Below are 23702 nucleotides of genomic sequence, written 5' to 3'. Positions count from 1 at the left end.
CGGGTGCCTAAGACTGCCGCACTTTCGCCTTTCACGCCAGTCGCAGATAGCCGAAAGGCCTGCACTACTGCACCCAGCGTTGCAGAATTTGCTGCAAATCTGTGCGTTTGAAGGGCTTGGCCAGGTAATCGTTCATTCCCGCCGATAAACAGGCTTCGCGGTCACCCTGCAAGGCGTTGGCGGTCAGCGCGATGATCGGCAAGTCTGTGCAGCCGGGTAATTGGCGAATCTGTCGGGTGGCCTCGTAGCCGTCGATGATCGGTAGCCGGCAGTCCATCAGAATCGCTTCGAAAATCAGACTCTCGGCGCTGCGTACTGCCTGGGCGCCATCGGTGACGACGCTGACAGTAAAGCCCAGACTGCGCAACATTGCTTCGATGACCGTCTGATTGACCGGATTGTCTTCCACCAGCAACACGTTGCGCCCTTCGCCATCACCGCTGCCGGTCGGTGTGCGCGGCGCCCGCACCGGCAGCGTCTGTTTATAGAGCGCCAGCGGGATTTCCAGGGTGAACACCGAGCCGCGACCTTCCTCGCTCTGGGCGCGCAACGTGCCGCCCATGCGTTCAGCCAGCGTGCGAGCAATCGGCAGGCCCAGCCCGGTGCCACCGTATCGCCTCGAAATAGAGCTGTCGGCCTGCTGGAAGGCGTTGAACATCAATTCCAGGCTTTCAGCCGAGATACCAATCCCGCTGTCGCGCACGGTGCAGGTGAACCACAGCAGTTCGTGATCCAGCGACTGCCATTGCGGTTCGATGCTGACGCGGCCCTGTTCGGTGAATTTCAGCGCATTGCCGATCAGGTTGACCAGGATCTGCCGGATCCGCGTCGGGTCGCCCTGAACCTGCAACGCGCGCATGTCGTCCGGAATCGACAGCGCCAGGTCGAGCCCGCGTTGCACGGCGCTGTGCGAGAACGACTGGGCGCAACTGCCGATCAGGTCCGCGAGGTTGAACGGAATGTGCTCCAGTTCCAGTTCCGAACGCTCGATGCGCGAGAAATCGAGAATGTCGTTGATGACTTTGAGCAGGTGTTCGGTGGACTCCGAGGCGAGCGCCGCGTATTCGACCTGCTCCTCGGTCATCTCGGTGGTTTCCAGCAGTTGCAGCATGCCCAGCACGCCATTCATCGGCGTGCGCAGTTCGTGGCTCATCATCGCAAGGAAATCGGATTTGGCGTTGTTGGCCTTTTCCGCTTCCTCGCGAGTCTGAATCAACTGCGCCATCGCTTGATGCTGTTCGCGACTGGCTTGTTCCAGCCCGTTGGCGAGGTTGTTGATGTGTTGCGACAGCGCACCCAGTTCGGTGTCGTCGACGATCGGCAGCGGCGTTTTGTAGTCGCCGTCCTGAATCGCCTTGACCGCGTTGCCGATGTCGCGGATCGGTTGCGACAGGCTGCCGGCCAGTCGCCGGGCGACCAGAAAAGTAAACAGCAGGGCGAACAGCGCCAGGATCCCGGCCTTGAGCAGGATTTCCTGCTGACGCTGGCTGAAGGCGTCATTGGACAGGCCGACGATCACCCGACCCAGATAATCCTCGGTGGGCGCCGTGTTGGCGACGCGGCTGCCCTGCAGGAAATCATTGTGCAGCTGGATGCGTTGCAGCCGCACCGGGGCCTGGAACACTTCGACCTGGCGCGAGCGGTTGTGGGTTTCCGACGGTTGCTCGACGTACACCAGAATCCGGTTGGCACTGTCCTGGACTTCCAGAAAGCGCACATTGGGCGTGGCCAGGGTGGCTTTGAGCAAACTGTCGAGCACCTCGTTGTTGCCCGAGATCACCCCGTATTCGGTGGCCGGCGCCAGTTGGTTGGCGATCAGCTGCCCGGTGTGGTTGAGCTCCTGACGCAAGTCCTGGATCCGCACGAAGGTGAAGAAACTGATCAACAGCAACGTCAGCAACAGGGCTGGGCCGAGGCTGATGATCTGTGTGCGGGTGTTGATGTCCCAACGGCGACGGAAGGTCATGGGCGGTTTTCTCCTTCGGCCAACTGTGTTGCGACAGACGCTTCATTCATCTGTTCAATCCCTAATGAACGAGCCACTTGCGGGTTGCTTAAGACTTTGAAGCGTTGCGGGTAGTGCGTGCGTGGCCAAGTGGCCGGTGGCCGGTCGAGCAGTTCGTCGAGTATCGCCAGCCAATCGCTCTGATCGCTGTAGGTGCTGGCCAGGCTCCCGGCCCTGACGAACCCGGCGTTAGGGCCGATCAGCGCCAATTGCCGTGCATAGCTGCTGAGCAACAGGTTTTTCGCGGTTTTCGGGTTGTACAGATCGGGGTCGTCGAGGCCCAGCAACACGTCGCTGTTTTTCAGCAAAGATTGCAACGGCCGGCTGTCGTTCGTGTTATCCCAGCGCTCGGTGACAACTTCAAGTCCTAGGGCGTGGGCGGCCTGATGCAGTTCTTTCAAGAGAAATTCGCTGTGACTATCGAAGAGCACGCCGACCCGTTTGGCCTGAGGCAGCAGCAGTCGGGTCAGGCGCAATTGTCGGTCCAGGGGCGGATCGCTCCAGAGCAGGCTGAGGCGCGAGGGCAGGGTGGCCCCCAGATGCTGACGGGCTTGCAGGCGGCTGATGCGCAGCACTAGCGTCGCCGGGCCCTGGGTGTCTTGCAGGCGCCAGTCGAGGCTCGGCAGGTCGAGCAGAATCAAACGGGTGCTGGCGGGCAGTTTGCCTGGCGCCGGCAGACTGGCCAGCGACTGGAAGTGCACGTTATCGGCAGGCCGCAACGCGCTCAGGGCCTGAGTGAAGGATTGCATGCCCGGGCTGTCCTCGGCGCCGGTCAGCAAAATGTCCGCGGCGCTGGCTTCCAGGCTGCTCAGCAGCCCGGCAAACACCAGGCACAACCCGGCCAGCAGGCGGCCAAGGATTGGCGTCTTGCGTGACGGGCGATACAGCATCTTAGAACGCCAGCTCTGCGCTGAAGTAAAGCACCCGGCGCTCGTCGTAGTTGTTGTCGACGAAGGTCGTGGGCTGGCTGTCGAGGCGTTGCTGGAGCACGCCGGCCAGTTCCAGGCTGGCCTTGCCCAGGCCGATGCGTTTGGCGATGCGCGTGTCGACCCGTTCGAAGCGGTAGCCGTTCAGGGCATCGTCACCATAGTAGAAGAGCGCGCTGTTCCAGCCATGGCCCCAGTTGCGCAGCCAACCGGCGGAACCGCTGTTTCGGGCAGTTTGTTGTGCATCCAACGGGTTGCTCGCCTCGGCATCGACGTAGGCATACGTCAGGCGCAGGCGATCGGCGCTGCTGATTCGCCAGTCGAGCTGGGTTTCTGCCCCTTCGAGGCGCGCGCTGTTTGAGTTGCTGGCGATGTACTGATTGTTGCGCAGCGGTTCGCTGATCATCCCGGTGATTTCGTCGTAGAACAGCTTCACATCGACTGCCAGCCCGACTTCGGCAAAGTAGCCGTTGTAGCCCAGCTCCCGGGAGCGCATGTGTTCCTGTTCGAGGTCGCCGGGGCCACGGGTCTTGACGAAATACCGGGCACTGGACTGGCCATAGGCGCTGGGCCGCAGGTTCTTTACCTGATAGCTCCAGTTGACGTTGTTCTCGAACATGTCCGGCGAGCGGATGGCTTCCGAATACACCGCCCGCAGGCCATGGCGCGGGTTGATCAGGTAGTTGACCGCCACCCGCGGGGTGAGCGAACTGCCGATCAATTGCGTGTCTTCAAACATCGCGCCGCCCTGCAGCAACCAATGCTCGGTGGCGCGCCACTCGAGTTGGCCGAACGCCCGCCAGGTGGTGTCGTCGAGGGTGCCATTGAAGTAGGTCTCGGAATCTGCCCGGTCGTAACGATAGTTCATGCCGCTGACCAGCCGCAGGCTGTCGGACAGGCTGAGGGTGTCCTGCAATTCAAGGTCGTAGCGCGATTCCCGGGTGCTCTGGTCAATATCGCCACAGAGGGTTTGCCGGGCGCCGTTTCGCCATTGGTCCAGCACTTGATTGGCCAGTGCGCGCTGGGCCGGGTCACCTGCGGGCGCGCCGGGGCCGGTGTAGCGCTCCATGTTGCGCGCCAGGCGTTCGGTGTAATTCGGGTTGAGCTGCCAGAGCTCGGTCAGCTGCGGGCTGAACGAGACCTCGGCATCGCAGGCACGCCAGGTTTGCTGACGATCCCAGTGTTGTGCCGAGCCTTGGATGTAAAGGCTGTGATCGGGATTGATGTCGAGGTTCCAGCGCAGCGAGCCGGCGTAGTCCTTGGCGATGACGTCGGAATTGTTCCCGGCATCGGTAATCCCCGAGAAGACCGGGCGGTAGGTATACGGCCGCTGATTGCTCCCGTCCTTGGCATTCAATTGCCAGTCGATGCTCTGGTTTTCAGTGAGCGTCTGGCTGACCGCGAGGTTGAAGCGGTTCAAGCGGCGGCTGTCGCGGTAATCGGCGCCGTTACGGTCCGAGTCGAAGCCGTCGTCTTGCTGGCCGGACAGTGACAGGCGCAGGTCGCCGCTGTCCCAGCCCACGCCCTGGCTGGCGTAAAAGTCGTCGATGCCGCGCTGCCCACGGGTGACTTTCATCCGCGTGCCATGGCTGTCGGCCGGGTTGCGCGTGATGATGTTGACCACCGCCATCAGCGCATTGGCGCCATAGCTGACGGTGTTCGGGCCGCGAAAAACCTCGATGCGTTCGATGTCTTCCAGAGCCACCGGAATGTCACTCCAGTCCACCGTGGCCAAGCCTGCGCGGTACACCGAACGGCCGTCGATCAAGACTTGCATGCGTCGCGCTTCGGTCGCATTGGTGCCGTGATAGTTCACTGCCGCCTGGTTGCCGTTGATGTTGCCGACCATCATTCCCGGCACCAGTCGCAGCAACTCACTGATGTCCCTGGCGCCACTGGCGTTGATCAGTTCGCTGTCGATCACCGTCATGCTCCCCGGTACCGCGGCCGGCGACTGCTTGAGTCGCGTAGCGGTCAATACTTGCGGCAGCGGCTCGCTGTCGAGGAACAAGTCGTCGGCAAGCAATGGCGAGCTGAAAATCAGCGCCAGTACCAGCGGCGAGCGAGGTGAAGGGGAGCCAAACGACACAACACATCCTTGATAGCGAACAATTGGCGCGCATGTTAACCGAGCGCAATGACTTTTCCAGTCACGTTGTGGGCATTTTCCTCGGTTTTCTTGGTCTTCTTCCTACAAGTACCGGTAATTGATGCGGGGGCTGGCCGCCACTGGGCCGCTCCGTATAATGCCGTCATCGCCACTGGTATGGATTAACGGATTGCATATGACTGAACAGCGCCCAATTGCGGTCCTGGGAGGCGGAAGTTTTGGTACCGCCGTGGCTAATCTGCTGGCCGAGAACGGGCATCAGGTCCGGCTGTGGATGCGTGACCCCGAGCAGGCCGAGGCCATTCGGGTCAATCGCGAGAACCCGCGTTACCTCAAAGGCATCAAGATTCTGCCGGCCGTGGAAGCGGTCACCGACCTGCTGGCCACTCTGCAAGCCTGCGACTTGTGCTTCGTCGCACTGCCGTCCAGCGCGCTGCGCTCGGTGTTGATGCCGCACGCCGAGCGTTTGAGCGGCAAATTGTTGGTGAGCCTGACCAAAGGCATCGAAGCCCACACCTTCAAACTGATGAGCGAAATCCTCGAAGAGATCGCCCCGCAAGCGCGCATCGGCGTGCTGTCCGGGCCGAACCTGGCCCGTGAAATCGCCGAACACGCGCTGACCGCCACGGTGGTCGCCAGCGAAGACGAAGAGCTCTGCCAGCGGGTCCAGGAGGCGTTGCATGGCCGGACCTTTCGCGTGTACGCCAGCGCCGACCGCTTCGGTGTGGAGTTGGGCGGCGCGCTGAAAAACGTTTACGCAATCATCGCCGGCATGGCGGTGGCGTTGGGCATGGGTGAAAACACCAAGAGCATGCTGATCACCCGGGCGCTGGCGGAAATGACCCGCTTTGCGGTGAATCAGGGCGCCAACCCGATGACCTTCCTCGGTTTGGCGGGCGTCGGCGATTTGATCGTCACCTGCTCGTCGCCGAAAAGCCGTAACTACCAGGTCGGATTCGCCCTCGGCCAGGGCTTGAGCCTGGAAGATGCAGTGACGCGCCTGGGCGAAGTCGCCGAAGGCGTGAACACCCTCAAGGTGCTCAAGACCAAGGCTCAGGAGGTGGGCGTGTACATGCCGCTGGTCGCCGGGCTACACGCCATCCTGTTCGAAGGGCGCACGCTGGAGCAGGTAATCGGTCTATTGATGCGTGCCGAGCCGAAAACCGACGTCGACTTTATTTCCACCAGCGGTTTCAACTGAGCACTCAATTGACAGGGGCAGGGAGCGAGACATGAACGATCCAAAAGTAGAAGCCAAGTACGAATCCATCCTGCTGCGCGTGTTGTGGATGATCGTCTACGTGCTGGTCTGGCAAGTGGCGCAATTCATCCTCGGCGCCGTGGTGTTGGTTCAACTGATCTATCGTTTGATATATGGCGCCCCGAGCGCCAGCCTGATGAACTTCGGCGACAGCCTGAGCCAGTTCCTGGCGCAGATCGGTCGTTTCGGCAGCTTCCACAGCGACCAGAAACCGTGGCCGTTTGCCGACTGGCCGACGCCGCGTACACCGGAAGGTGAAGCACCGCACGCTGTGGCGCCGGCACCACACCCGGCCCGAGATGAGGAACCAAAGCTATGAAACTCTGGATACTGCGTCATGGAGAAGCCGAGCCACACGGCAAGCGTCCTGATTCGGAACGGGCACTGACTGCCCATGGTCGTGAAGAAGTGCTGCGCACTGCCGCCGAGTTGGCCGGCAAGCCGCTGACCGCGATCTACGCCAGTCCTTACCTGCGAGCGCAGGAGACCGCAGAAATTGTGCGTACAGCGCTGAATTTCGCGCCGGAGATTCGCACCGTCGACTGGCTGACCCCCGACAACCGCCCGCAAGCGGTGGCGGAGCAGTTGGTGTCTGTGGATCACGCGTTGCTGATCAGTCATAACCCGCTGGTGGGTAACTTGCTGGGCTACCTTCAGCATGGACATGTGCAGGACCCGGAAGCGGTCCGCACCGCCGGCCTTGCAGAACTTGAAGGTGATTTGCCGCTGGCCGGCGCAATGAAGCTCAAAGGCATCAAGCACCCGTAACCGCTTTTGCCTTTGCTTTTGCTTTTGCTTTTGCTTTTGTAGGAGCAAGGCTTGCCCGCGAAGCTTTTGCGTTTTCGAAGGCCTCATCGCGGGCAAGCCTTGCTCCTACAGGGGGGTGTGACTCCTGATTTTTGTGTGAAATAGTCAACCAAGCAACTGCTTGGTTGACTACGCTTGCTCCAGACCAAAAATAAAGGAGCGAGTCGCATGCCTGCTGCTTTCCGTTTGCCGCTGGACGTCTTCTACGAGCGTGAGGCCCGCCATCCGCGCCAGCGCTTTCTGGTCCAGCCCGTGGGCGGCGGGCAAGTCGAGACCCTGAGCTGGGCCGACGTCGGTCATCAGGCGCGCTGCGCCGCGCATTGGTTGCGCGCACGCGAACTGCCCCAAGGCAGCCACATCGCCCTGATCTCGAAAAACTGCGCGCACTGGATCATCGCCGACCTGGCGATCTGGATGGCCGGCCATGTGTCGGTGCCGCTCTACCCGAACCTCACCGCCGAGACCGTGGCCCAGGTCCTTGAACACTCCGAAGCGGCGCTGGCGTTCATCGGCAAACTCGATGACTGGCCAGGCATGTCTCGCGGGGTCAGCGCTGATCTGCCGACGATCAGCCTGCCGTTGCATCCACCCGGGACGTTCGATTTCAGCTGGGCCGACCTGCAAAAGAGCTCACCGATCCAGGACGATCCCAAGCCGTCCGCCGACCAGTTGGCGACCATCATTTACACCTCCGGCACCACCGGCATGCCCAAAGGCGTGATGCACAGCTTCGCCAATCTGGGGTTTGCCACCACTCGCGGCACGCAGTTGTTTGGCTTGAATGAGTCGGATCGGCTGCTGTCCTACTTGCCGCTGTGCCATGTCGCCGAGCGGATGTTCGTCGAACTGGCGTCGATCTACACCGGGCAAACGGTGTTTTTTGCCGAGAGCCTCGACACCTTTCTGGCCGATTTGCGCCGTGCACGACCGACCGCGCTGTTCGGCGTGCCGAGGATCTGGACCAAATTCCAGATGGGCGTGTACAGCAAGATCCCGGCAAAGCGCCTCGACTTCCTGCTCGGTCTGCCGATCATCGGCAAGCGGGTCGGCCACAAAGTCCTGGCCGGGCTCGGGCTGGACGCCTTGCGCATCGCCTTGTCCGGCGCCGCGCCAGTGCCGCAGACCTTGCTGCTGTGGTACCGCAAACTGGGGCTGGATGTGCTGGAGGTCTACGGCATGACCGAAAGCTGCGGCTATTCGCACATTTGCCGGCCGGGCCAGAACAAACCCGGCTGGATCGGCAAGCCCTGCCCGGAAGTCGAGGTGCGGATCGCCGAGTCAGGCGAGGTCATGGTGCGCAGCGGCGCGACCATGCTTGGGTATTTCAAGGAGCCTGAGAAAACCGCCGAAACCATCACCGAGGACGGCTTCCTGCGCACCGGTGACAAGGGCGAGGAAGACGCCGAAGGCAACCTGCGTCTGACCGGGCGACTGAAGGAAATCTTCAAGACCAGCAAAGGCAAATACGTCGCCCCGGCACCCATCGAAAATCGTCTGGCGGAGCATTCGCGCATCGAGCAGGTTTGTGTGGTGGGCGATGGCCTGAGTGCGCCGCTGGGGTTGTGCGTGCTCTCGGCGGTCGGTCAGCAGGACGCCAGCGGAACGGCGCGGGCGGGCCTGCATTCAAGCCTGGAAAAACTCCTGGAGGAGGTCAACGGCGTCCTCGACAAACACGAACGCTTGCGTCGATTGGTGGTGGTCAAGGACAGTTGGGCGGTGGAGAACGGCTTCCTGACGCCGACCCTGAAGATCAAGCGCAACGTGATCGAAGCCGCCTACGGTGCCCGTTTCGAAGAATGGAGCGAGCGCAGCGAAGCGGTGCTGTGGCAGGATTGAGTCAAGAATAAAACCAACCAAGGAAAGCAACGATGAGCCTGTGGCGTACCATTCCCAACATCGAGCATCTGAACGAAATCCAGAAAAACACCATCGGCGAAGTGCTGGATATTCGCTTCGAAGCCGTCGACGAAGCGTCCCTGACCGCGAGCATGGTCATCGACCATCGCACTCACCAGCCTTTCGGCTTGCTGCACGGCGGCGCCTCGGTGGTGCTGGCCGAAACGGTCGGCTCGATGGCCAGTTACCTGTGCATCGACGCCAGCAAGTTTTATTGCGTGGGCCTGGAAATCAACGCCAACCATTTGCGCGGCTTACGCAGTGGACGGGTCACGGCGGTGGCCAAGCCGATTCACATTGGCCGCACGACGCATGTCTGGGATATTCGTTTGACCAGTGATGAGGGGAAGGCTAGCTGTGTGTCGCGGTTGACCATGGCGGTAGTGCCGTTGGGTGAGAATCCGCCGGTTCGGTGAAACGCGATAGATCTTCATCAGAAATCCTGTTGACCGGACTGTCATCATTCCTGGCACTTACGGTCATTGCTGCAGGACGTCGTCTTACGGACAATCAACCCTTGTTTTCGTTGATGGATCACCGGTATGTCGCAACAGATATTTTTCGCCCACGCCAACGGTTTTCCCTCGGGCACCTACGGCAAGTTGTTCGCGGCGCTGGCGCCCGAGTATCAGGTGACGCATCTGCAGCAGCACGCCCATGACCCGCGTTTTCCGGCGGACGACAACTGGTACAACCTGGTCGACGAGCTGATTCATCACCTCAAGCAGCAACCGGAACCGGTGTGGGGCGTCGGCCACTCCTTCGGTGGCGTGCTGCATCTGCACGCGGCGTTGCGGTGCCCCGAGCTCTATCGCGGCGTGGTGATGCTTGATTCGCCGGTGCTGACCCGCGCCGATCAATGGGTGATTCGCGCCGCCAAACGCTTCGGTTTCATCGATCGCCTGACCCCGGCCGGCCGTACGTTGGGACGTCGGGAAGAATTCGCCGATCTGGAAGCGGCCCGACTCTATTTCGCTGGCAAAACCCTGTTCCGCAGTTTCGACCCGGAATGCTTCGACGCTTACCTGCAACACGGCTTGCACAAGGTGGGCGACAAGCTGCGCCTGCGCTTCGACCCGGCCACGGAAATCAGTATCTACCGTGGCGTGCCGCACACCAGTCCCGGCCGCACACGGCAACTGAAAGTGCCGCTGGCGGTGGTTCGCGGGCACAAGAGCCGGGTGGTGATGCGTCATCACGCAAGCCTCGTGGGGCGCTTGCCGCAAGGGGAGTCTCTGACCATGCCCGGCGGCCACATGTTTCCCCTCGAACGTCCCCAGGACACGGCCACGCTGCTGAAGAACCTGTTCAGCCGTTGGGACGGTCGCCACCAACAGGATTGCGCATGAGCAACGTCGTTGAAGAAGTCCGCCTGAGCCTGCCGCATATCGAACTGGCCGCGCACCTGTTCGGCCCCGAAGACGGCATGCCGGTGATCGCCTTGCATGGCTGGCTGGACAACGCCAACAGCTTCGCCCGGCTGGCGCCGAAGCTCAAAGGCTTGCGCATTATCGCGCTGGACATGGCCGGTCACGGTCATTCCGGGCATCGGCCGACCGGTGCCGGTTACGCACTGTGGGACTACGCCCATGACGTGCTGCAAGTGGCCGAGCAATTGGGCTGGAAGCGCTTTGGCCTGCTGGGGCATTCCATGGGCGCGATCGTTTCGCTGGTGCTGGCCGGTTCGTTACCGGAACGCGTGACCCATCTGGCGTTGATCGACGGCGTCATTCCTCCTACAGACAAAGGCGAAAACGCTGCCGAACGGATGGGCATGGCCCTGCAAGCGCAGCTGGATTTGCGGGAGAAGCGCAAACCGGTCTACAACACCCTCGACCGAGCCATCGAGGCGCGCATGAAAGGCTTGGTCGCTGTCAGTCGCGAAGCCGCAGAACTGCTGGCCCAACGTGGATTGATGCCGGTGCCGGGCGGTTATACCTGGCGCACCGATAACCGCCTGACCTTACCGTCGCCGCTGCGTCTGACCACAGAACAGGCGATGGCCTTCGTCCAGCGGGTCAGTTGTCCTGCAAAACTGGTGGTGGCTGCCGACGGCATGCTCGCCAAACATCCCGAGTTGCTGGAACGTCTACCCTTTAGCCGTGAACAGCTGCCTGGCGGTCATCATTTGCATCTGAATGACGAACCCGGCGCCGACCTTGTCGCAGACTGTTTCAATCGGTTCTTCGCCGTTCCTTGACTTGCGCCGGGCAACTGTCGAGGCTGGGCGGGTTGAAATGGGAGACAACCATGATAGATCTCTACACCGCTGCGACCCCGAATGGCCACAAGGTCTCTATCGTGCTCGAGGAACTCGGCCTGCCCTACACGGTGCATGCCTTGAGTTTCGACAAAAAGGAACAGAAGTCCGAGGGCTTCCTCAAGATCAATCCCAATGGCCGGATTCCGGCGATTGTCGACCGCGCCAACGGCGATTTCGCTGTGTTTGAATCCGGCGCGATCCTGATTTACCTGGCTGAACTGAGCGGCAAACTGCTGCCAAAAGACCCCAAGGGGCGTTCAGTGGTCCTGCAATGGCTGATGTTCCAGATGGGTGGAATCGGCCCGATGCAGGGTCAGGCCAACGTGTTTTTCCGTTATTTCCCGGAGAAACTCCAAGGCGCCATCGATCGCTATCAACATGAAACCCGCCGCCTCTATGAAGTGCTCGACACGCGCCTGCAAGCCGTGGAGTTTCTGGGCGGTGAATACAGCATTGCCGACATCGCCACTTTTCCGTGGGTTCGTGGCCATGAGTGGTCGGGTGTCGAGGTCGACGGTTTGCCGGCCCTGCAGCGCTGGATGGCAACCATGGAGGCGCGTCCGGCGGTACAGCGTGGTTTGCTGGTGCCTGAGCGTATCGATGACGCCAGTATCATCAAGGGTGCCCAGGCCATGCTGATCCGATGAGTCTATCCATGCGTTCACTCAGTCTGCTGGCGCTGTGTTGTTTCAGTCCCCTGTTGTTTGCCGCCGATATCCCGGGCAGTCAGGACCTGCCGATCGTGCCGCGTATGGCCGATGCGCAGATCGTTGACTATCGCCCGGTCGCCGAACTTGAGCGGATCTATCCACTGGGCTCGATCCGCAAAATCAGCGGCCAGTTGCGCTTTGACGGCCAGGTCGCTGCCCGAGGGCAAGCCACTTCGGTGACCTACGAGTTGCCACCGGAACATTCCTCCACCGCCGCCTTCACCGCCGCTCGTGAAGCTTTGCAGAAGCAGGACGCCCAGTTGCTGTTCTGGTGCCAGGCCCGTGATTGCGGCGAAAGCAGCCTGTGGGCCAATGATGTCTTCGGCAATGCCAAGCTTTATGGCGCAGATGATCAGCAAGCGTATTTGCTGTTGCGCCTAGCGGCACCACAGGACAACACGCTGGTGGCGCTTTACAGCATCACGCGCGGCAATCGCAAAGCGTATCTGCACGTTGAACAGTTCGACGCCGCCGCGCCGCTGGGCGATTTGCTGCCGACTTCTGCAACCTTGCTTCGAGAACTCAAAAGCACCGGTGAGCTCGATTTCCCCAAATTGACCGGCGATCCTGACGATACCTGGCTACGCCTGATCTCTCGTGGGCTGAATCTGGACACCACGTTGCGGGTCAGTGTTTCCGGGCCGAAGGCCGAAGCCTGGCGTCAGGCACTGATCGGGCAGGGTGTGCGTACAGCCAGGATGGAAGCCGGCAGCGTCGACGGCGCTGGCTTGCACATCGAACTGTTGCGGTAAGCTTTATCAGGCGAACGCAGACACTGCGTTCGCCTACTCTTTTGCGAACTGACTTTTTTCGAGATTTAGATGATCAATAACGATCGGCTGTTGGTGCAGATCCTGCTCCTGGTGCTGTTTGGCGCGAGCTTCTGGGTGATGGCGCCGTTCTGGTCGGCGCTGTTCTGGGGCGCGGTGCTGGCGTTTGCCAGCTGGCCGCTGATGCGTTTGCTGACGCGTTTGCTTAATGGTCGCGAATCTCTGGCGGCCGCAGTGCTGACGCTGGGCTGGATGTTGCTGGTGGCGTTGCCGTTGGTCTGGCTGGGGTTCAACCTCGCGGACCATGTGCGCGATGCCACGGCGTTCATCAAGGATGTGCAGGTCGACGGGCTGCCGGAAGCGCCGACCTGGCTGGGCAGTATTCCCTTGGTGGGCGAGCGGCTGGTCGGGGTCTGGAACAGCATCGATCAGCAGGGCGCGGCGATGATGCTGGCGGTCAAACCTTACCTGGGCCAGGTCGGCAATTGGTTGCTGGCGCGCAGCGCGCAGATTGGCGGCGGGATACTTGAGCTGACGTTGAGTATCGTCTTCGTGTTCTTTTTCTACCGTGACGGGCCGCGTCTGGCGGCGTTTGTTCACGGGTTGCTGGAACGTCTGATTGGTGACCGTGCCGGGTATTACATTGAATTGGTGGCGGGCACGGTGCAGCGGGTGGTGAACGGCGTGATCGGGACGGCGGCGGCCCAAGCGGTTCTGGCGTTGATCGGGTTTTTGATTGCCGGGGTGCCCGGGGCGCTGGTGTTGGGGATCGTCACGTTTTTGTTGAGCCTGATTCCGATGGGGCCGCCGCTGGTGTGGATTCCGGCCACGGCCTGGCTGGCCTGGAAGGGTGAGTACGGGATGGCGGTGTTTCTCGGGATTTGGGGTATGTTCATCATCAGTGGCGTCGACAACGTGCTTAAACCGTACCTGATCAGCCGGGGCGGAAATTTGCCGCTGGTGATTGTCCTGCTCGGGGTGTTTGGCGGGTTGATTGCCTTCGGGTTTATTGGCTTGTTCATCGGCCCGACGTTGTTGGCCGTGGCCTACAGCCTGCTGAACGACTGGAGCAAGAGTCAGGCTCGGGTTGAGGATCGCCGGCCCTGAGATTTTTGGTTGAAGCTTAGGGCCTCTTCGCGGAAAAGTCGGATCGCCGCACCGCTCGCTCCTACGGTCATGCACTAAACCTGTAGGAGCGAGGCTTGCCCGCGAAGCTTTTGACTTAAGTGGCCTCGTTCAGGTACTTACCCACGGTCGCCACGTTGTCGAGCGAGTACTGCTTGCTCAGGTTGGCGATCATTTTGTTCAGGGCTTCGGTCACGTTCGACTGATCGGTGGAGCTATCGGTGTTTCGCTCGCGGCCGGCTTGCAACGCCGCGTTCAACTCGTCGCTGCTGACGCCGCCACTGCTGTCGCTATCCAGCACATTGAGCAACGCGGCACTGGTGTCGGTGCTGGTCGATGAGGTGCTGCTGGTCTGCAACGCGCTGGTCAGTTCGGTGGCGCTGACACTGCCGTCGCTGTCCGTATCGAGCTGGCTGAACAGTTCTTCGCTGGACACTTGTTGAGGTGGCGGCGGAGGCGGGGCGAGGCTGGCGACGAGTTCGTCCTGGCTGACGGAGCCGTCTTCGTTCTTGTCTAGAGCCGAGAAGATTTCTGTGCTGTCGGCGCTGCTGCCGGCGTTGGCCAGGCCGTTGCTCAGTTCATCGCTGCTGATGGCGCCGTCACCGTCGGCGTCCAAGGCGCTGATCAGCGCGTCAGCCAGTTCGGTGTTTGGTGCCTGGTCCCGTGGCGGTGGCGGCGGAGGGGCCATCGCGGCCATTTCTTCACCGCTCAGGCTGCCGCTTTCGTCGCTGTCCAGGTCAGCGAAATTCTTGCTCAGGCTGACCAGCAGACCATCGTCGGTTTTCTGCGACAGGGCGCTCTTCAGTTCATCCTGATCCACCGCGCCGTCGCTGTTGCTGTCGAGTTTGGCGAGCAGATCTTTCTGAAACTGCTGACTGCGGGCGGTGCTGGTTGTGGTGCTGCTGGTGCTGGTATAGCTCGTGTAACTGCTGACGCTACCGATCATTGCGCTCACTCCTTGGAATGGATAGCCGGTGGGAGCACCGGCTTATGCAGCCTCAAGGGGCAAGTTGTCGTGGGTATGTGAGGTTTGTACCGAGCGGTACACAGAGCGGTGATCAGGATCGGGGCAGACGAATCACTGCTGTCAGGCCACCACCGGGCGTTTCTTCCAGGCTCAACTGCCCACCCAGGCGTTCGGCCGCTTCGCGGGCGATGGTCATGCCCAGCCCGACCCCGCCTGAGTTGCGGTTGCGCGATCCTTCCAGACGAAAGAACGGCTCGAACACGGCTTCACGTTTATCCGCCGCAATACCCGGCCCATGGTCGATGACCCGGATCACCAGGGTTTCGCGCGAGTCTTCAAGCGTAATCATTGCCTGCCCGGCATAGCGCAGGGCATTGTCCAGCAGGTTGTTGATGCACGAACGCAAGGCCATCGGTTGCACTTGCAGCGGTGCGCAGTGGCCGCTGGTGAGCACATCGGCGCCCTGGTCCTGGGCGTTTTCACTCAGGGATTCGACCAGCGCCTGCACGTCCATCCACTGCAGGGCCTCACTGGTGCGCTGCTCGTGCAGGTAGGTGAGCGTGGCGTCGAGCATGCCGATCATGTCGTCCAGATCCTGACGCATCTGGCCTTGCAATTTGTTGTCGTCGATCTGCTCCAGCCGCAGCTTGAGCCGCGACAGCGGCGTGCGCAGGTCGTGGGATACGGCGCCAAGCATCCGCGAGCGTTGCTGCACTTGTTCACGAATGCGTTGCTGCATCTTGTTGAAGGTGTGTGCCGCTTGCCGTGCTTCCCGAGGGCCGGACTCATCCAGAGGCGGGCTGTCGAGGTTTTCGCTCAGGCGCTCGGCAGCATCGCTCAACCGCTGGATCGGCCGGCTCAGCAGTTTGGCGCCGTACCAGGCGGCGATGATCAGCGAGACCAGTTGAAAGGTCAGTGGCACCAAAGGGCCGCCGAACCACGGTCGCGGTGGCCGATTTCCGAAGCGCGGGTCCATTGGCGGGCGCTGTCCGTCGACGTTTTCGGAAAACCCCGGCGGCGGAGGGGGCGGCGGCGGGCCGTAATAGTGAAACCAGAAAAACGCCAACAAGTGCGCCAGGATGATCGCCACCAGCAGCATGCCAAACAGGCGGCCGAAAAGCGTATCGAAGCGCGCACGCATCAGCCGATGTCTCGGGCGTCGAACAGGTATCCCTCACCGCGAACGGTCTTGATCAACTGCGGGGCTTTCGGGTCATCACCCAGTTTCTGGCGCAGGCGCGAGACCAGCAAGTCGATGCTGCGATCAAAGGCTTCGATCGAGCGACCGCGAGCGGCGTCCAGCAGTTGTTCGCGGCTGAGTACCCGACGCGGACGTTCGATGAACACCCAGAGCAATCGGAACTCGGCGTTGGACAACGGCACCACCAGGCCATCGGCAGCGATCAACTGGCGCAGCACGCTGTTCAGGCGCCAGTTGTCGAAACGGATGTTGGCCCGTTGTTCGGTGCGATCGTCGCGTACCCGGCGCAGGATCGTCTGGATGCGCGCCACCAGTTCGCGGGGCTCGAACGGCTTGGCCATGTAGTCGTCGGCGCCCAGTTCCAGGCCGATGATCCGGTCGGTGGGTTCGCAGCGGGCGGTGAGCATCAGAATCGGGATGTCCGATTCGGCGCGGAGCCAGCGGCACAGTGACAAACCGTCTTCGCCGGGCAGCATCAGGTCGAGCACCACCACGTCGAAATGTTCCGCTTGCAGCGCCAGGCGCATCGCGGCGCCATCGGTGACGCCGCTGGCGTGAATGTTGAACCGGGCCAGATAGTCGATCATCAGTTCGCGGATCGGGACGTCATCGTCGACGATCAGGGCGCGAATGCTCCAGCGTTTGTCATCACCGGGTGCTTTTTGATCGTCATTCACAGGTGCGAGGAGGTTGTGCATGCGTGCGTTCATCTGCCAGGTAGGCTGCCAACCACAAAGATGGGCTGCGAGGTTGTGGTTTCAGCATAGGCGTCCGGCCCGGAGGCGGGAAGTGCTGTAGGACGTGTTGCGGCTGCCGAAGGTAACGTTGAAGGGTGTTGCAGGCGTGTCATGTGTGTATCCGACTCGACACAATGGGTGCAAGGGCTAGTCTTGCTTGAGCCGCCTCGACGAATTACCGATCATCGGGTCCCGCAGAGGCGCTGGTTCCGCTACAATGCGCGCCGATTTCGACCTGCCTGAGAGCCCACTCATGTCCGCCTGCCAGACTCCTATCATCGTCGCCCTGGATTTCCCCACCCGTGACGCCGCACTGAAGCTGGCCGATCAGTTGGACCCGAAGCTGTGCCGGGTCAAAGTCGGTAAAGAACTGTTCACCAGCTGCGCTTCGGAAATTGTTGGCACCCTGCGTGACAAGGGGTTCGAAGTGTTTCTGGACCTCAAGTTCCATGACATCCCGAACACCACCGCCATGGCCGTCAAGGCGGCTGCGGAAATGGGCGTGTGGATGGTCAATGTGCACTGCTCCGGTGGTTTGCGCATGATGGCCGCGTGCCGCGAAGTGCTCGACCAGCGCACCGGTCCGAAACCACTGCTGATCGGCGTGACCGTGTTGACCAGCATGGAACGTGAAGATCTGGCGGGTATCGGTCTGGATATCGAGCCGCAGGAGCAAGTGTTGCGTCTGGCAGCGTTGGCGGAAAAAGCCGGGATGGATGGTCTGGTGTGCTCGGCCCTGGAGGCCCAGGCCCTGAAATCGGCGCACCCGTCGCTGCAACTGGTGACCCCGGGCATTCGTCCGGCGGGTAGCGCCCAGGACGATCAGCGCCGCATTCTGACCCCGCGTCAGGCGCTGGATGCCGGTTCCGATTATCTGGTGATCGGCCGTCCGATCAGCCAGGCCGCGGATCCGGCCAAGGCGTTGGCAGCTGTGGTGGCAGAGCTGGCTTAAGCGGCGACTGCTCAAACCATTCGCGGGCAAGCCTCGCTCCTACAGGTCATGTGTCGGTCACATAATCCGTGCATGACACATAACCTGTAGGAGCGAGGCTTGCCCGCGAAGCTTTTAAACCTTCAGAACCAACTTCCCGAAATTCTCGCCGCTGAACAATTTCATCAGCGTCTCCGGGAACGTCTCCAGTCCTTCAACAATATCTTCCTTGCTTTTGAGCTGCCCCTTGGCCATCCAGCCGGCCATTTCCTGCCCGGCGGCGGCGAACTGCGCGGCATAGTCCATCACCACAAAACCTTCCATCCGCGCACGGTTGACCAGCAGCGACAGGTAGTTGGCCGGGCCTTTGACTGCTTCTTTGTTGTTGTACTGGCTGATGGCGCCACAGATCACCACCCGCGCTTTCATGGCCAGACGACTCAACACCGCGTCGAGGATATCGCCGCCGACGTTATCGAAATACACATCGACGCCTTTCGGACATTCGCGCTTGAGGCCGGCGTGGACGTCTTCATTTTTGTAATCGATGGCGCCGTCAAAACCCAGTTCGTCGATCAGGAACTGGCATTTGTCCGCACCCCCGGCAATGCCGATGACGCGGCAGCCTTTGATCTTGGCGATCTGCCCGGCAATGCTGCCCACCGCACCGGCCGCGCCCGACAGCACCACAGTGTCGCCAGCCTTTGGCGCGCCGACATCGAGCAGGGCGAAATAAGCGGTCATCCCGGTCATGCCCAGTGCCGACAGATAGCGCGGCAGAGGCGCCAGTTTCGGATCGACCTTGTAGAAACCTCGTGGCTCGCCGAGGAAGTAATCCTGCACACCCAAGGCACCGTTGACGTAGTCCCCGACCGCGAAGCCCGGATTATTCGAGGCAACGACTTTGCCTACGCCCAATGCGCGCATCACTTCGCCGATACCGACCGGCGGGATGTAGGACTTGCCCTCGTTCATCCAGCCACGCATGGCCGGGTCCAGGGACAGGTATTCGTTTTTGACCAGGATCTGACCCGCAGCCGGTTCGCCGACCGGTACTTCTTGATAGGTGAAGGTCTCGCGGGTCGCCGCGCCCACCGGACGTTTGGCGAGCAGGAACTGGCGATTGGTCTGGGTAGTCATGACAGGCACTCAAGATGAATAAAGACTTGTTGATAGACCTTCATGAACGATGCCGCAAGTTTGGCTGATGCGGCGAATGCACATCGATCCAGTGCAGTGATAGTCGAGCCGGCAGTTTTATCACTGTCACTCATGGGCACCCAACCGGCCTTCTGATAGTGCTGCCGCGCCGCAGGCCCTTGTGGCTAGATTGAGAACACGCGATCCCCGCATCTTCTCTTCGAGGGCATAACAATGAGCATGACGTTTTCTGGCCAGGTTGCCGTTGTAACGGGCGCCGCCAATGGCATTGGCCGCGCGACCGCCCAGGCGTTCGCCGCTGAAGGCTTGAAAGTGGTAGTGGCTGACCTGGACGTGGCGGGTGGTGAGGGCACGGTAGCGCTGATTCGTACCGCTGGCGGCGAAGCCACCTTCGTGCGCTGCAACGTCACGCTGGAAAGCGATGTAAAAAATCTGATGGACGAAGTGGTCAATACCTACGGCCGTCTCGACTATGCCTTCAACAACGCTGGCATCGAGATCGAGAAAGGCAAGTTGGCCGAAGGCACGGTCGATGAGTTCGACGCGATCATGGGCGTCAACGTCAAAGGCGTCTGGTTGTGCATGAAGTACCAGTTGCCGTTGTTGCTGGCCCAGGGCGGCGGTGCAATCGTCAACACCGCATCGGTGGCCGGCCTCGGGGCTGCGCCGAAGATGAGTATTTACGCGGCGTCGAAACATGCGGTGATCGGCCTGACCAAATCGGCGGCCATCGAATACGCCAAGAAAAAGATTCGGGTGAACGCGGTATGTCCGGCAGTGATCGACACCGACATGTTCCGTCGCGCCTATGAAGCCGACCCAAAGAAAGGCGAGTTCGCCAATGCCATGCACCCCGTCGGGCGCATCGGCAAGGTCGAGGAAATTGCCAGTGCGGTGCTGTACCTGTGCAGCGACGGCGCGGCGTTCACCACGGGGCATTCACTGGCAGTGGACGGTGGTGTCACGGCGTTCTGAAACCAGGCACTGCGACGTAGGAAAAAACCCGCATTTGTGCGGGTTTTTTTTCGGTTCCTTAAAGGTGCCGGACAATGTGTTTCAAATGGTTAGAACCGACGGTTTTAGTGGCGTTGTCGCACAGCTGATCGAGCGCTCCTGTGATTAACTGTTTCCCGCAAAACGGACAGGAGTTTGCTTGCTCATGGAGTTGAGAATCGATCGACAGGCATTGGTGCCGGTCGTACAGCAAATCGTCGACGCGCTAACCTGCTGGCTTTGCCGTGGCGAGGTGCCGCCGGGGACGCGTTTGCCTTCCGTGCGGCAAATCGCCCGGATCAATTTGCTCAGTCAGTCCAGCGTCGTTGAGGCCTGTGAGCGTCTGGTGGCTCAAGGGGTGCTGGCGTCGCGTCATGGCGCCGGTTTCATTGTCGCCATGCCAGCGCTGGCCGCTCAGGGGCAACAGGATTGCCCCAGGTTCGAGGGGGCAGAAGTGAAGCAGGGCCGCACCTCGGGCGAACTCAAACTGGGGTGTGGCGGACTGCCCGAGAGCTGGCGCGAAACTGACGACCTGAGCTACGCGATCTGCCAGGTCAGCCGCACCGACATGGCCGGCCTGTTCAACTACAGCACGCCGCTGGGCCTGTCAGCCTTGCGCCAGCAGATCAACAAACGGCTGAAACAGCTCGATATCCTGGTGGAGGAAAGCCGGATCCTGACAACGGCGGGGGCCAGTCATGGGCTGGACCTGATCGTGCGGACCTTGTTCAAGCCGGGTGATTGCGTGGTGGTGGAGAATCCCGGCTATTCCTTGCTGTTCGACCTGCTCAGGCTGCACGGTGTCAGCATGATCGAGGTGCCGCGAACCCCGCACGGACCGGACATTGAAGCGCTTGAGGCACTGCTGGTTAAGTACAGGCCCTGTGGGATCTTCATCAATAGCTTCTATCACAATCCCACTGGCAGCAGCCTGGCGCCGGCGGTGGCGCAGCGGGTTCTGCAACTGGCTAAAACCTATGGCCTTCTGGTCATCGAGGATGACGTCTATGCGGATTTGCACAGCGGCCCCGGTACGCGCCTCGCTGCGTTGGGTATCGATGACAACGTGATCTACGTCGGCAGCTACTCCAAAACCCTCAGCAGTTCGTTGCGGGTCGGTTTTGTAGTGGCCGGCGCCGGGGTTATTTCGCGGCTGGCCGAGGTCAAGATGATCAGCAGTATGGGCGCTTCACGGTTTTGCGAGTCGGTGCTGGCAAGCCTTTTAGCCAGCGGTGCCTACCGCAAATTGGTCCAGCGCCAGCGCCAGCGTTTGAGCAATGACAGGGAGGCTGCGTTGCAAGTGCTTGAAGACGCCGAATGGGAGGTGTTCGGCAAGCCGGTCGGAGGCCTGTTCATCTGGGCGCGATCGCGGATGTCCGACTACGCTCAGGTGCGCAAACAAGCCCAGCGCTTCGGTGTTTTGTTGTCTTCTGCGACGGCATTCAGTCCCACCGCAGAGGCCAGTGACTGGCAGCGTATCAATGTGGCCTATGCCTGTGATCCGCGAGCCCGGGCGTTTTTTCAGGCCACCGCTCTGGATCGACCTCAAGCGTTCTGAAAACGACGTAAGCGTAGCTTTTTGCCATTATTCCGACGCCAGAGACTTGTGTTGATACAGGCCCGTTGCGAATCTGCGTCAACAGACTATATCAGGGGACTAAGTGCAATGATTTCGGCCGTGCAAGGACGTTTTGCCAACCTCGGTATGGCGAAAAAACTGGGTGTCGGGTTTGTACTGGTGCTGCTGTTGACAGCCTTGGTGGCGGCCATCGGCGTATGGTCCCTGCAAACCATCAGCCAGCGCTTCGACGGGCTCAAGCAGATGTCGTCGCTCAACAGCGGTTTGCTCAAGGTGAGACTGCTCGAGCAGGAATACGCCTTGCACGGCAACCCGAAAACCGCTGACGCGCTGCGCGAGGGCGTTGACGGCCTGATCGCTCTTGCAACCCAGCTGAAAGCGGCGTCTGCGGCCAACGTGCCGGTGATGAGTGACGTCGAGCAGTCCTTGGGGGCTTACCGTAAGGCCTTTGACGAGTTCGTTTCGCTCAGCCAGGCCAAGGACCTGGCACTGGAGATGGCCAGTTGGTCGGTGTCCAGCGTGGCCAATAACCTCGACGTGCTGCAGGCCGGGCTGGCCGATGACGGCGCTTATACCTTGAAGGAATCCGAAGGCAAGGACGGTGGTCAGTTCATCGAACAGGCCAATCAGGTCAGCCAGGTGTCGCGGTTGATGTTGCAAGCCATGAACGAAGCGCGTGTGCGCCTGGACCTGAGCCGCAAGGGCGACGACAGCGCAGGGCAGGGCAAGATTGAGCAGGCCGACCAGGCACTGACCCAGGCCGAGCAGCTGAAAACCACGGTCAAGGATGAGGGTTACCTGACGGTCCTCAATGAAGTGGTCGGGCACATTGGCGGATTCAGCGAAAAACTCGCCGAGTACACCGGCCTGCTGGCGCAGGAAAAAACCGTCTATGAGCAACTCCATCAGCGCGCCGCTCAGGTGGTGGAGCGGGTGGATCAGGCCTATATCGCCGAAGACCAGTCGATGCAGGCGGAGCTGAAAAAGAACTCGCTGCTGATCATCGGTTCCTCGGCGCTGGCACTGCTGGTCGGGCTGATTGCGGCCTGGGTGATTACCCGGTTGATCGTGGCACCGCTGCGCAGTGTGATCCGTGTTGCTCAACAGATTGCCTCTGGCGATTTGAGTGCGACGGTTGAAGTGACCCGACGTGATGAGATCGGGCAGCTGATGCAGGCCATGCAGCAGATGGGCGCGGGGCTTAGCAGTATTGTCAGCGGTTTGCAGGCGGGTATCGAGCAGTTGGCCAGTTCAGCGCAGTCGCTGTCGGCGGTGACCGAGCAGACCAATCTTGAAGTCAGCAGCCAGAAGGAAGAAACCGAACAGGTTGCTACCGCGATGAATCAGATGACCGCCACCGTGCACGACGTTGCGCGTAACGCGGAGGAGGCCGCTCAGGCGGCGCAGACGGCGGATGGCAAGGTTGAAAGTGGTCAGCAGGTGGTGCGCCAGAGCATGGCGCGGATCGAGCAGTTGGCGGATTCAGCTACTTCGGCCAGTTCGAGCATCGAAAGTTTGAGTGCGGAAATCCAGAACATCGGCACGGTACTGAGCGTCATCAAGAGTGTGGCCGAACAGACCAATCTGTTGGCCCTCAACGCCGCGATCGAGGCGGCTCGAGCCGGCGAGCAGGGCAGGGGCTTTGCGGTGGTGGCCGATGAAGTGCGGGCCCTGGCCAAGCGCACGCAGCAATCGACCGAGGAGATTGAACGACTGGTGAGTGCCTTGCGCTCGGCGGCTCAGTCTTCTGTTCAGCAGATTCAGAACAGTGGCGAGCTGGTGAAGCTGGCGGTGAGTGATGCGTTGCAGACTGAGAGTGCGCTGGGGAGTATTGCGGCGGCAGTGTCTTTGATTCAGCAGATGAACCAGCAGATTGCAGCGGCTGCCGAGGAGCAGAGTTCAGTGGCTGAGGAGATTAATCGCAGTGTTACGAGTATTCGGGCCAGTGCGGATCAGTCTTCGTTGGCGATGCAGGGGAATGCGGCTTCCAGTATTGAGTTGGCGCAGTTGGGGGTTGAGTTGAAGGGGATGGTGGGGCACTTTCGGCTTTGATTCTTTTCTGTGTACATATCCGTTGCTGCGGTAACGGCTGCTAATGGTTTCGCTCTTACAGCGAGTCCCTTTTGGCAAACGCCCTCCGTGTCAGGCTACCTGTCGCCCTTGTTGATTGACTCAATCATTCAAGAGGGCGAAGGTGAATAACAAATGTCCAAAATGGGCAAGCGATACGAAAGCGACTTCAAAGACTGGGTCGTTCTGC

21 protein-coding genes and 1 pseudogene are annotated in these 23702 nt (G+C 60.8%); 15 read left to right on the top strand and 7 right to left on the bottom strand.

Annotation, left to right across the window (positions count from 1 at the left end; all coding sequences use genetic code 11):
* Positions 1-64: 64 nt before the first annotated feature.
* The 3 genes from CKW16_RS27810 to CKW16_RS27800 are packed head-to-tail and all read right to left on the bottom strand — an operon-like array spanning position 65 to position 5020.
* A complete protein-coding gene (locus CKW16_RS27810) occupies positions 65-1966 on the bottom strand; it encodes an ATP-binding protein (protein WP_095132418.1) in 1902 nt (633 codons plus the stop codon).
* Entirely contained in the window at positions 1963-2895 is a 933-nt protein-coding gene (locus CKW16_RS27805) for an ABC transporter substrate-binding protein (RefSeq protein ID WP_095132417.1), read from the bottom strand. Before CKW16_RS27805 ends, CKW16_RS27810 begins: the two co-directional genes overlap by 4 nt.
* Before the next feature lies 1 nt (position 2896).
* Positions 2897-5020, bottom strand: a complete 2124-nt coding sequence (locus CKW16_RS27800; RefSeq protein WP_095132415.1) for a TonB-dependent siderophore receptor — start codon at positions 5018-5020, stop codon at positions 2897-2899.
* A gap of 196 nt (positions 5021-5216) precedes the next feature.
* Here CKW16_RS27800 and CKW16_RS27795 point away from each other — a divergent pair, with 196 nt between their 5' ends.
* The 10 genes from CKW16_RS27795 to CKW16_RS27750 all read left to right on the top strand — a co-directional run bounded on the left by CKW16_RS27795 (position 5217) and on the right by CKW16_RS27750 (position 13855).
* The gene (locus tag CKW16_RS27795; RefSeq protein ID WP_056743259.1) at positions 5217-6242 is read left to right on the top strand and encodes an NAD(P)H-dependent glycerol-3-phosphate dehydrogenase; all 1026 of its coding nucleotides are present in this window, start codon (positions 5217-5219) and stop codon (positions 6240-6242) included.
* 31 nt (positions 6243-6273) lie between these two features.
* Positions 6274-6621: a DUF4389 domain-containing protein gene (locus tag CKW16_RS27790; RefSeq protein ID WP_095132413.1), complete on the top strand. Its 348-nt coding sequence runs from the start codon at positions 6274-6276 to the stop codon at positions 6619-6621.
* On the top strand, positions 6618-7070 hold the full coding sequence (gene sixA, locus CKW16_RS27785) for a phosphohistidine phosphatase SixA (protein WP_095132411.1): 453 nt from the start codon (positions 6618-6620) through the stop codon (positions 7068-7070). The genes CKW16_RS27790 and sixA overlap by 4 nt, the downstream gene beginning before the upstream one ends.
* Positions 7071-7277: 207 nt before the next feature.
* Entirely contained in the window at positions 7278-8945 is a 1668-nt protein-coding gene (locus CKW16_RS27780) for an AMP-binding protein (RefSeq protein ID WP_095132409.1), read from the top strand.
* Between the two features lie 32 nt (positions 8946-8977).
* Positions 8978-9421 (top strand): hotdog fold thioesterase, encoded by a 444-nt coding sequence (locus tag CKW16_RS27775; RefSeq protein ID WP_095132407.1) that lies wholly within the window; start codon positions 8978-8980, stop codon positions 9419-9421.
* A gap of 126 nt (positions 9422-9547) precedes the next feature.
* Positions 9548-10354 carry an alpha/beta fold hydrolase gene (locus CKW16_RS27770; RefSeq protein WP_095132405.1) on the top strand — a complete coding sequence of 269 codons (807 nt, stop codon included), beginning with the start codon at positions 9548-9550 and terminating at the stop codon, positions 10352-10354.
* A complete protein-coding gene (locus tag CKW16_RS27765; protein WP_095132403.1) occupies positions 10351-11205 on the top strand; it encodes an alpha/beta hydrolase in 855 nt (284 codons plus the stop codon). Before CKW16_RS27770 ends, CKW16_RS27765 begins: the two co-directional genes overlap by 4 nt.
* 50 nt (positions 11206-11255) lie before the next feature.
* Entirely contained in the window at positions 11256-11915 is a 660-nt protein-coding gene (locus CKW16_RS27760; protein WP_095132401.1) for a glutathione S-transferase family protein, read from the top strand.
* A gap of 8 nt (positions 11916-11923) precedes the next feature.
* The gene (locus CKW16_RS27755; RefSeq protein WP_095132399.1) at positions 11924-12730 is read left to right on the top strand and encodes a DUF4892 domain-containing protein; all 807 of its coding nucleotides are present in this window, start codon (positions 11924-11926) and stop codon (positions 12728-12730) included.
* Between the two features lie 69 nt (positions 12731-12799).
* Entirely contained in the window at positions 12800-13855 is a 1056-nt protein-coding gene (locus CKW16_RS27750) for an AI-2E family transporter (protein ID WP_095132397.1), read from the top strand.
* Positions 13856-13970: 115 nt separating this feature from the next.
* Here CKW16_RS27750 and xopAW read toward each other — a convergent pair whose 3' ends face one another.
* From xopAW to CKW16_RS27735, 3 genes are all read right to left on the bottom strand, one after another.
* Positions 13971-14819, bottom strand: coding sequence for a XopAW family type III secretion system calcium-binding effector (gene xopAW / locus CKW16_RS27745; protein WP_095132395.1), 849 nt, complete (start codon positions 14817-14819; stop codon positions 13971-13973).
* 112 nt (positions 14820-14931) lie between these two features.
* Entirely contained in the window at positions 14932-15981 is a 1050-nt protein-coding gene (locus CKW16_RS27740; RefSeq protein ID WP_095132393.1) for a HAMP domain-containing sensor histidine kinase, read from the bottom strand.
* A complete protein-coding gene (locus CKW16_RS27735; protein WP_046046464.1) occupies positions 15981-16739 on the bottom strand; it encodes a response regulator in 759 nt (252 codons plus the stop codon). Before CKW16_RS27735 ends, CKW16_RS27740 begins: the two co-directional genes overlap by 1 nt.
* A gap of 292 nt (positions 16740-17031) precedes the next feature.
* Between CKW16_RS27735 and pyrF the strand changes: the two genes are divergently transcribed.
* Positions 17032-17730 carry an orotidine-5'-phosphate decarboxylase gene (pyrF, locus tag CKW16_RS27730; protein ID WP_008148060.1) on the top strand — a complete coding sequence of 233 codons (699 nt, stop codon included), beginning with the start codon at positions 17032-17034 and terminating at the stop codon, positions 17728-17730.
* A 114-nt stretch (positions 17731-17844) separates the two neighbouring features.
* On the opposite strand, the gene CKW16_RS27725 is transcribed toward pyrF, so the two are convergent.
* Positions 17845-18849, bottom strand: coding sequence for an NADP-dependent oxidoreductase (locus CKW16_RS27725; RefSeq protein ID WP_095132391.1), 1005 nt, complete (start codon positions 18847-18849; stop codon positions 17845-17847).
* Positions 18850-19083: 234 nt separating this feature from the next.
* Between CKW16_RS27725 and CKW16_RS27720 the strand changes: the two genes are divergently transcribed.
* The 4 genes and pseudogenes from CKW16_RS27720 (at position 19084) to CKW16_RS32980 (ending at position 23494) form a co-directional block, all read left to right on the top strand.
* A complete protein-coding gene (locus tag CKW16_RS27720; protein WP_046046461.1) occupies positions 19084-19845 on the top strand; it encodes an SDR family oxidoreductase in 762 nt (253 codons plus the stop codon).
* Between the two features lie 184 nt (positions 19846-20029).
* Complete coding sequence (locus tag CKW16_RS27715; protein ID WP_095132389.1) at positions 20030-21421, top strand: PLP-dependent aminotransferase family protein; 1392 nt, start codon at positions 20030-20032, stop codon at positions 21419-21421.
* 108 nt (positions 21422-21529) lie between these two features.
* Positions 21530-22633, top strand: a pseudogene (locus CKW16_RS32985) (HAMP domain-containing protein); the annotation flags it as partial.
* Complete coding sequence (locus CKW16_RS32980) at positions 22613-23494, top strand: methyl-accepting chemotaxis protein (protein ID WP_371317146.1); 882 nt, start codon at positions 22613-22615, stop codon at positions 23492-23494. The pseudogene CKW16_RS32985 and the gene CKW16_RS32980, both read left to right, overlap by 21 nt.
* The last annotated feature ends 208 nt before the right edge of the window (positions 23495-23702 follow it).

It is taken from the genome of Pseudomonas sp. Irchel s3h14 (assembly GCF_900187425.1).
Classification (GTDB): Bacteria; Pseudomonadota; Gammaproteobacteria; order Pseudomonadales; family Pseudomonadaceae; genus Aquipseudomonas.
Note: the sequence above shows the minus strand (reverse complement) of the source record. Positions and strands in the feature narration are given on the sequence as shown.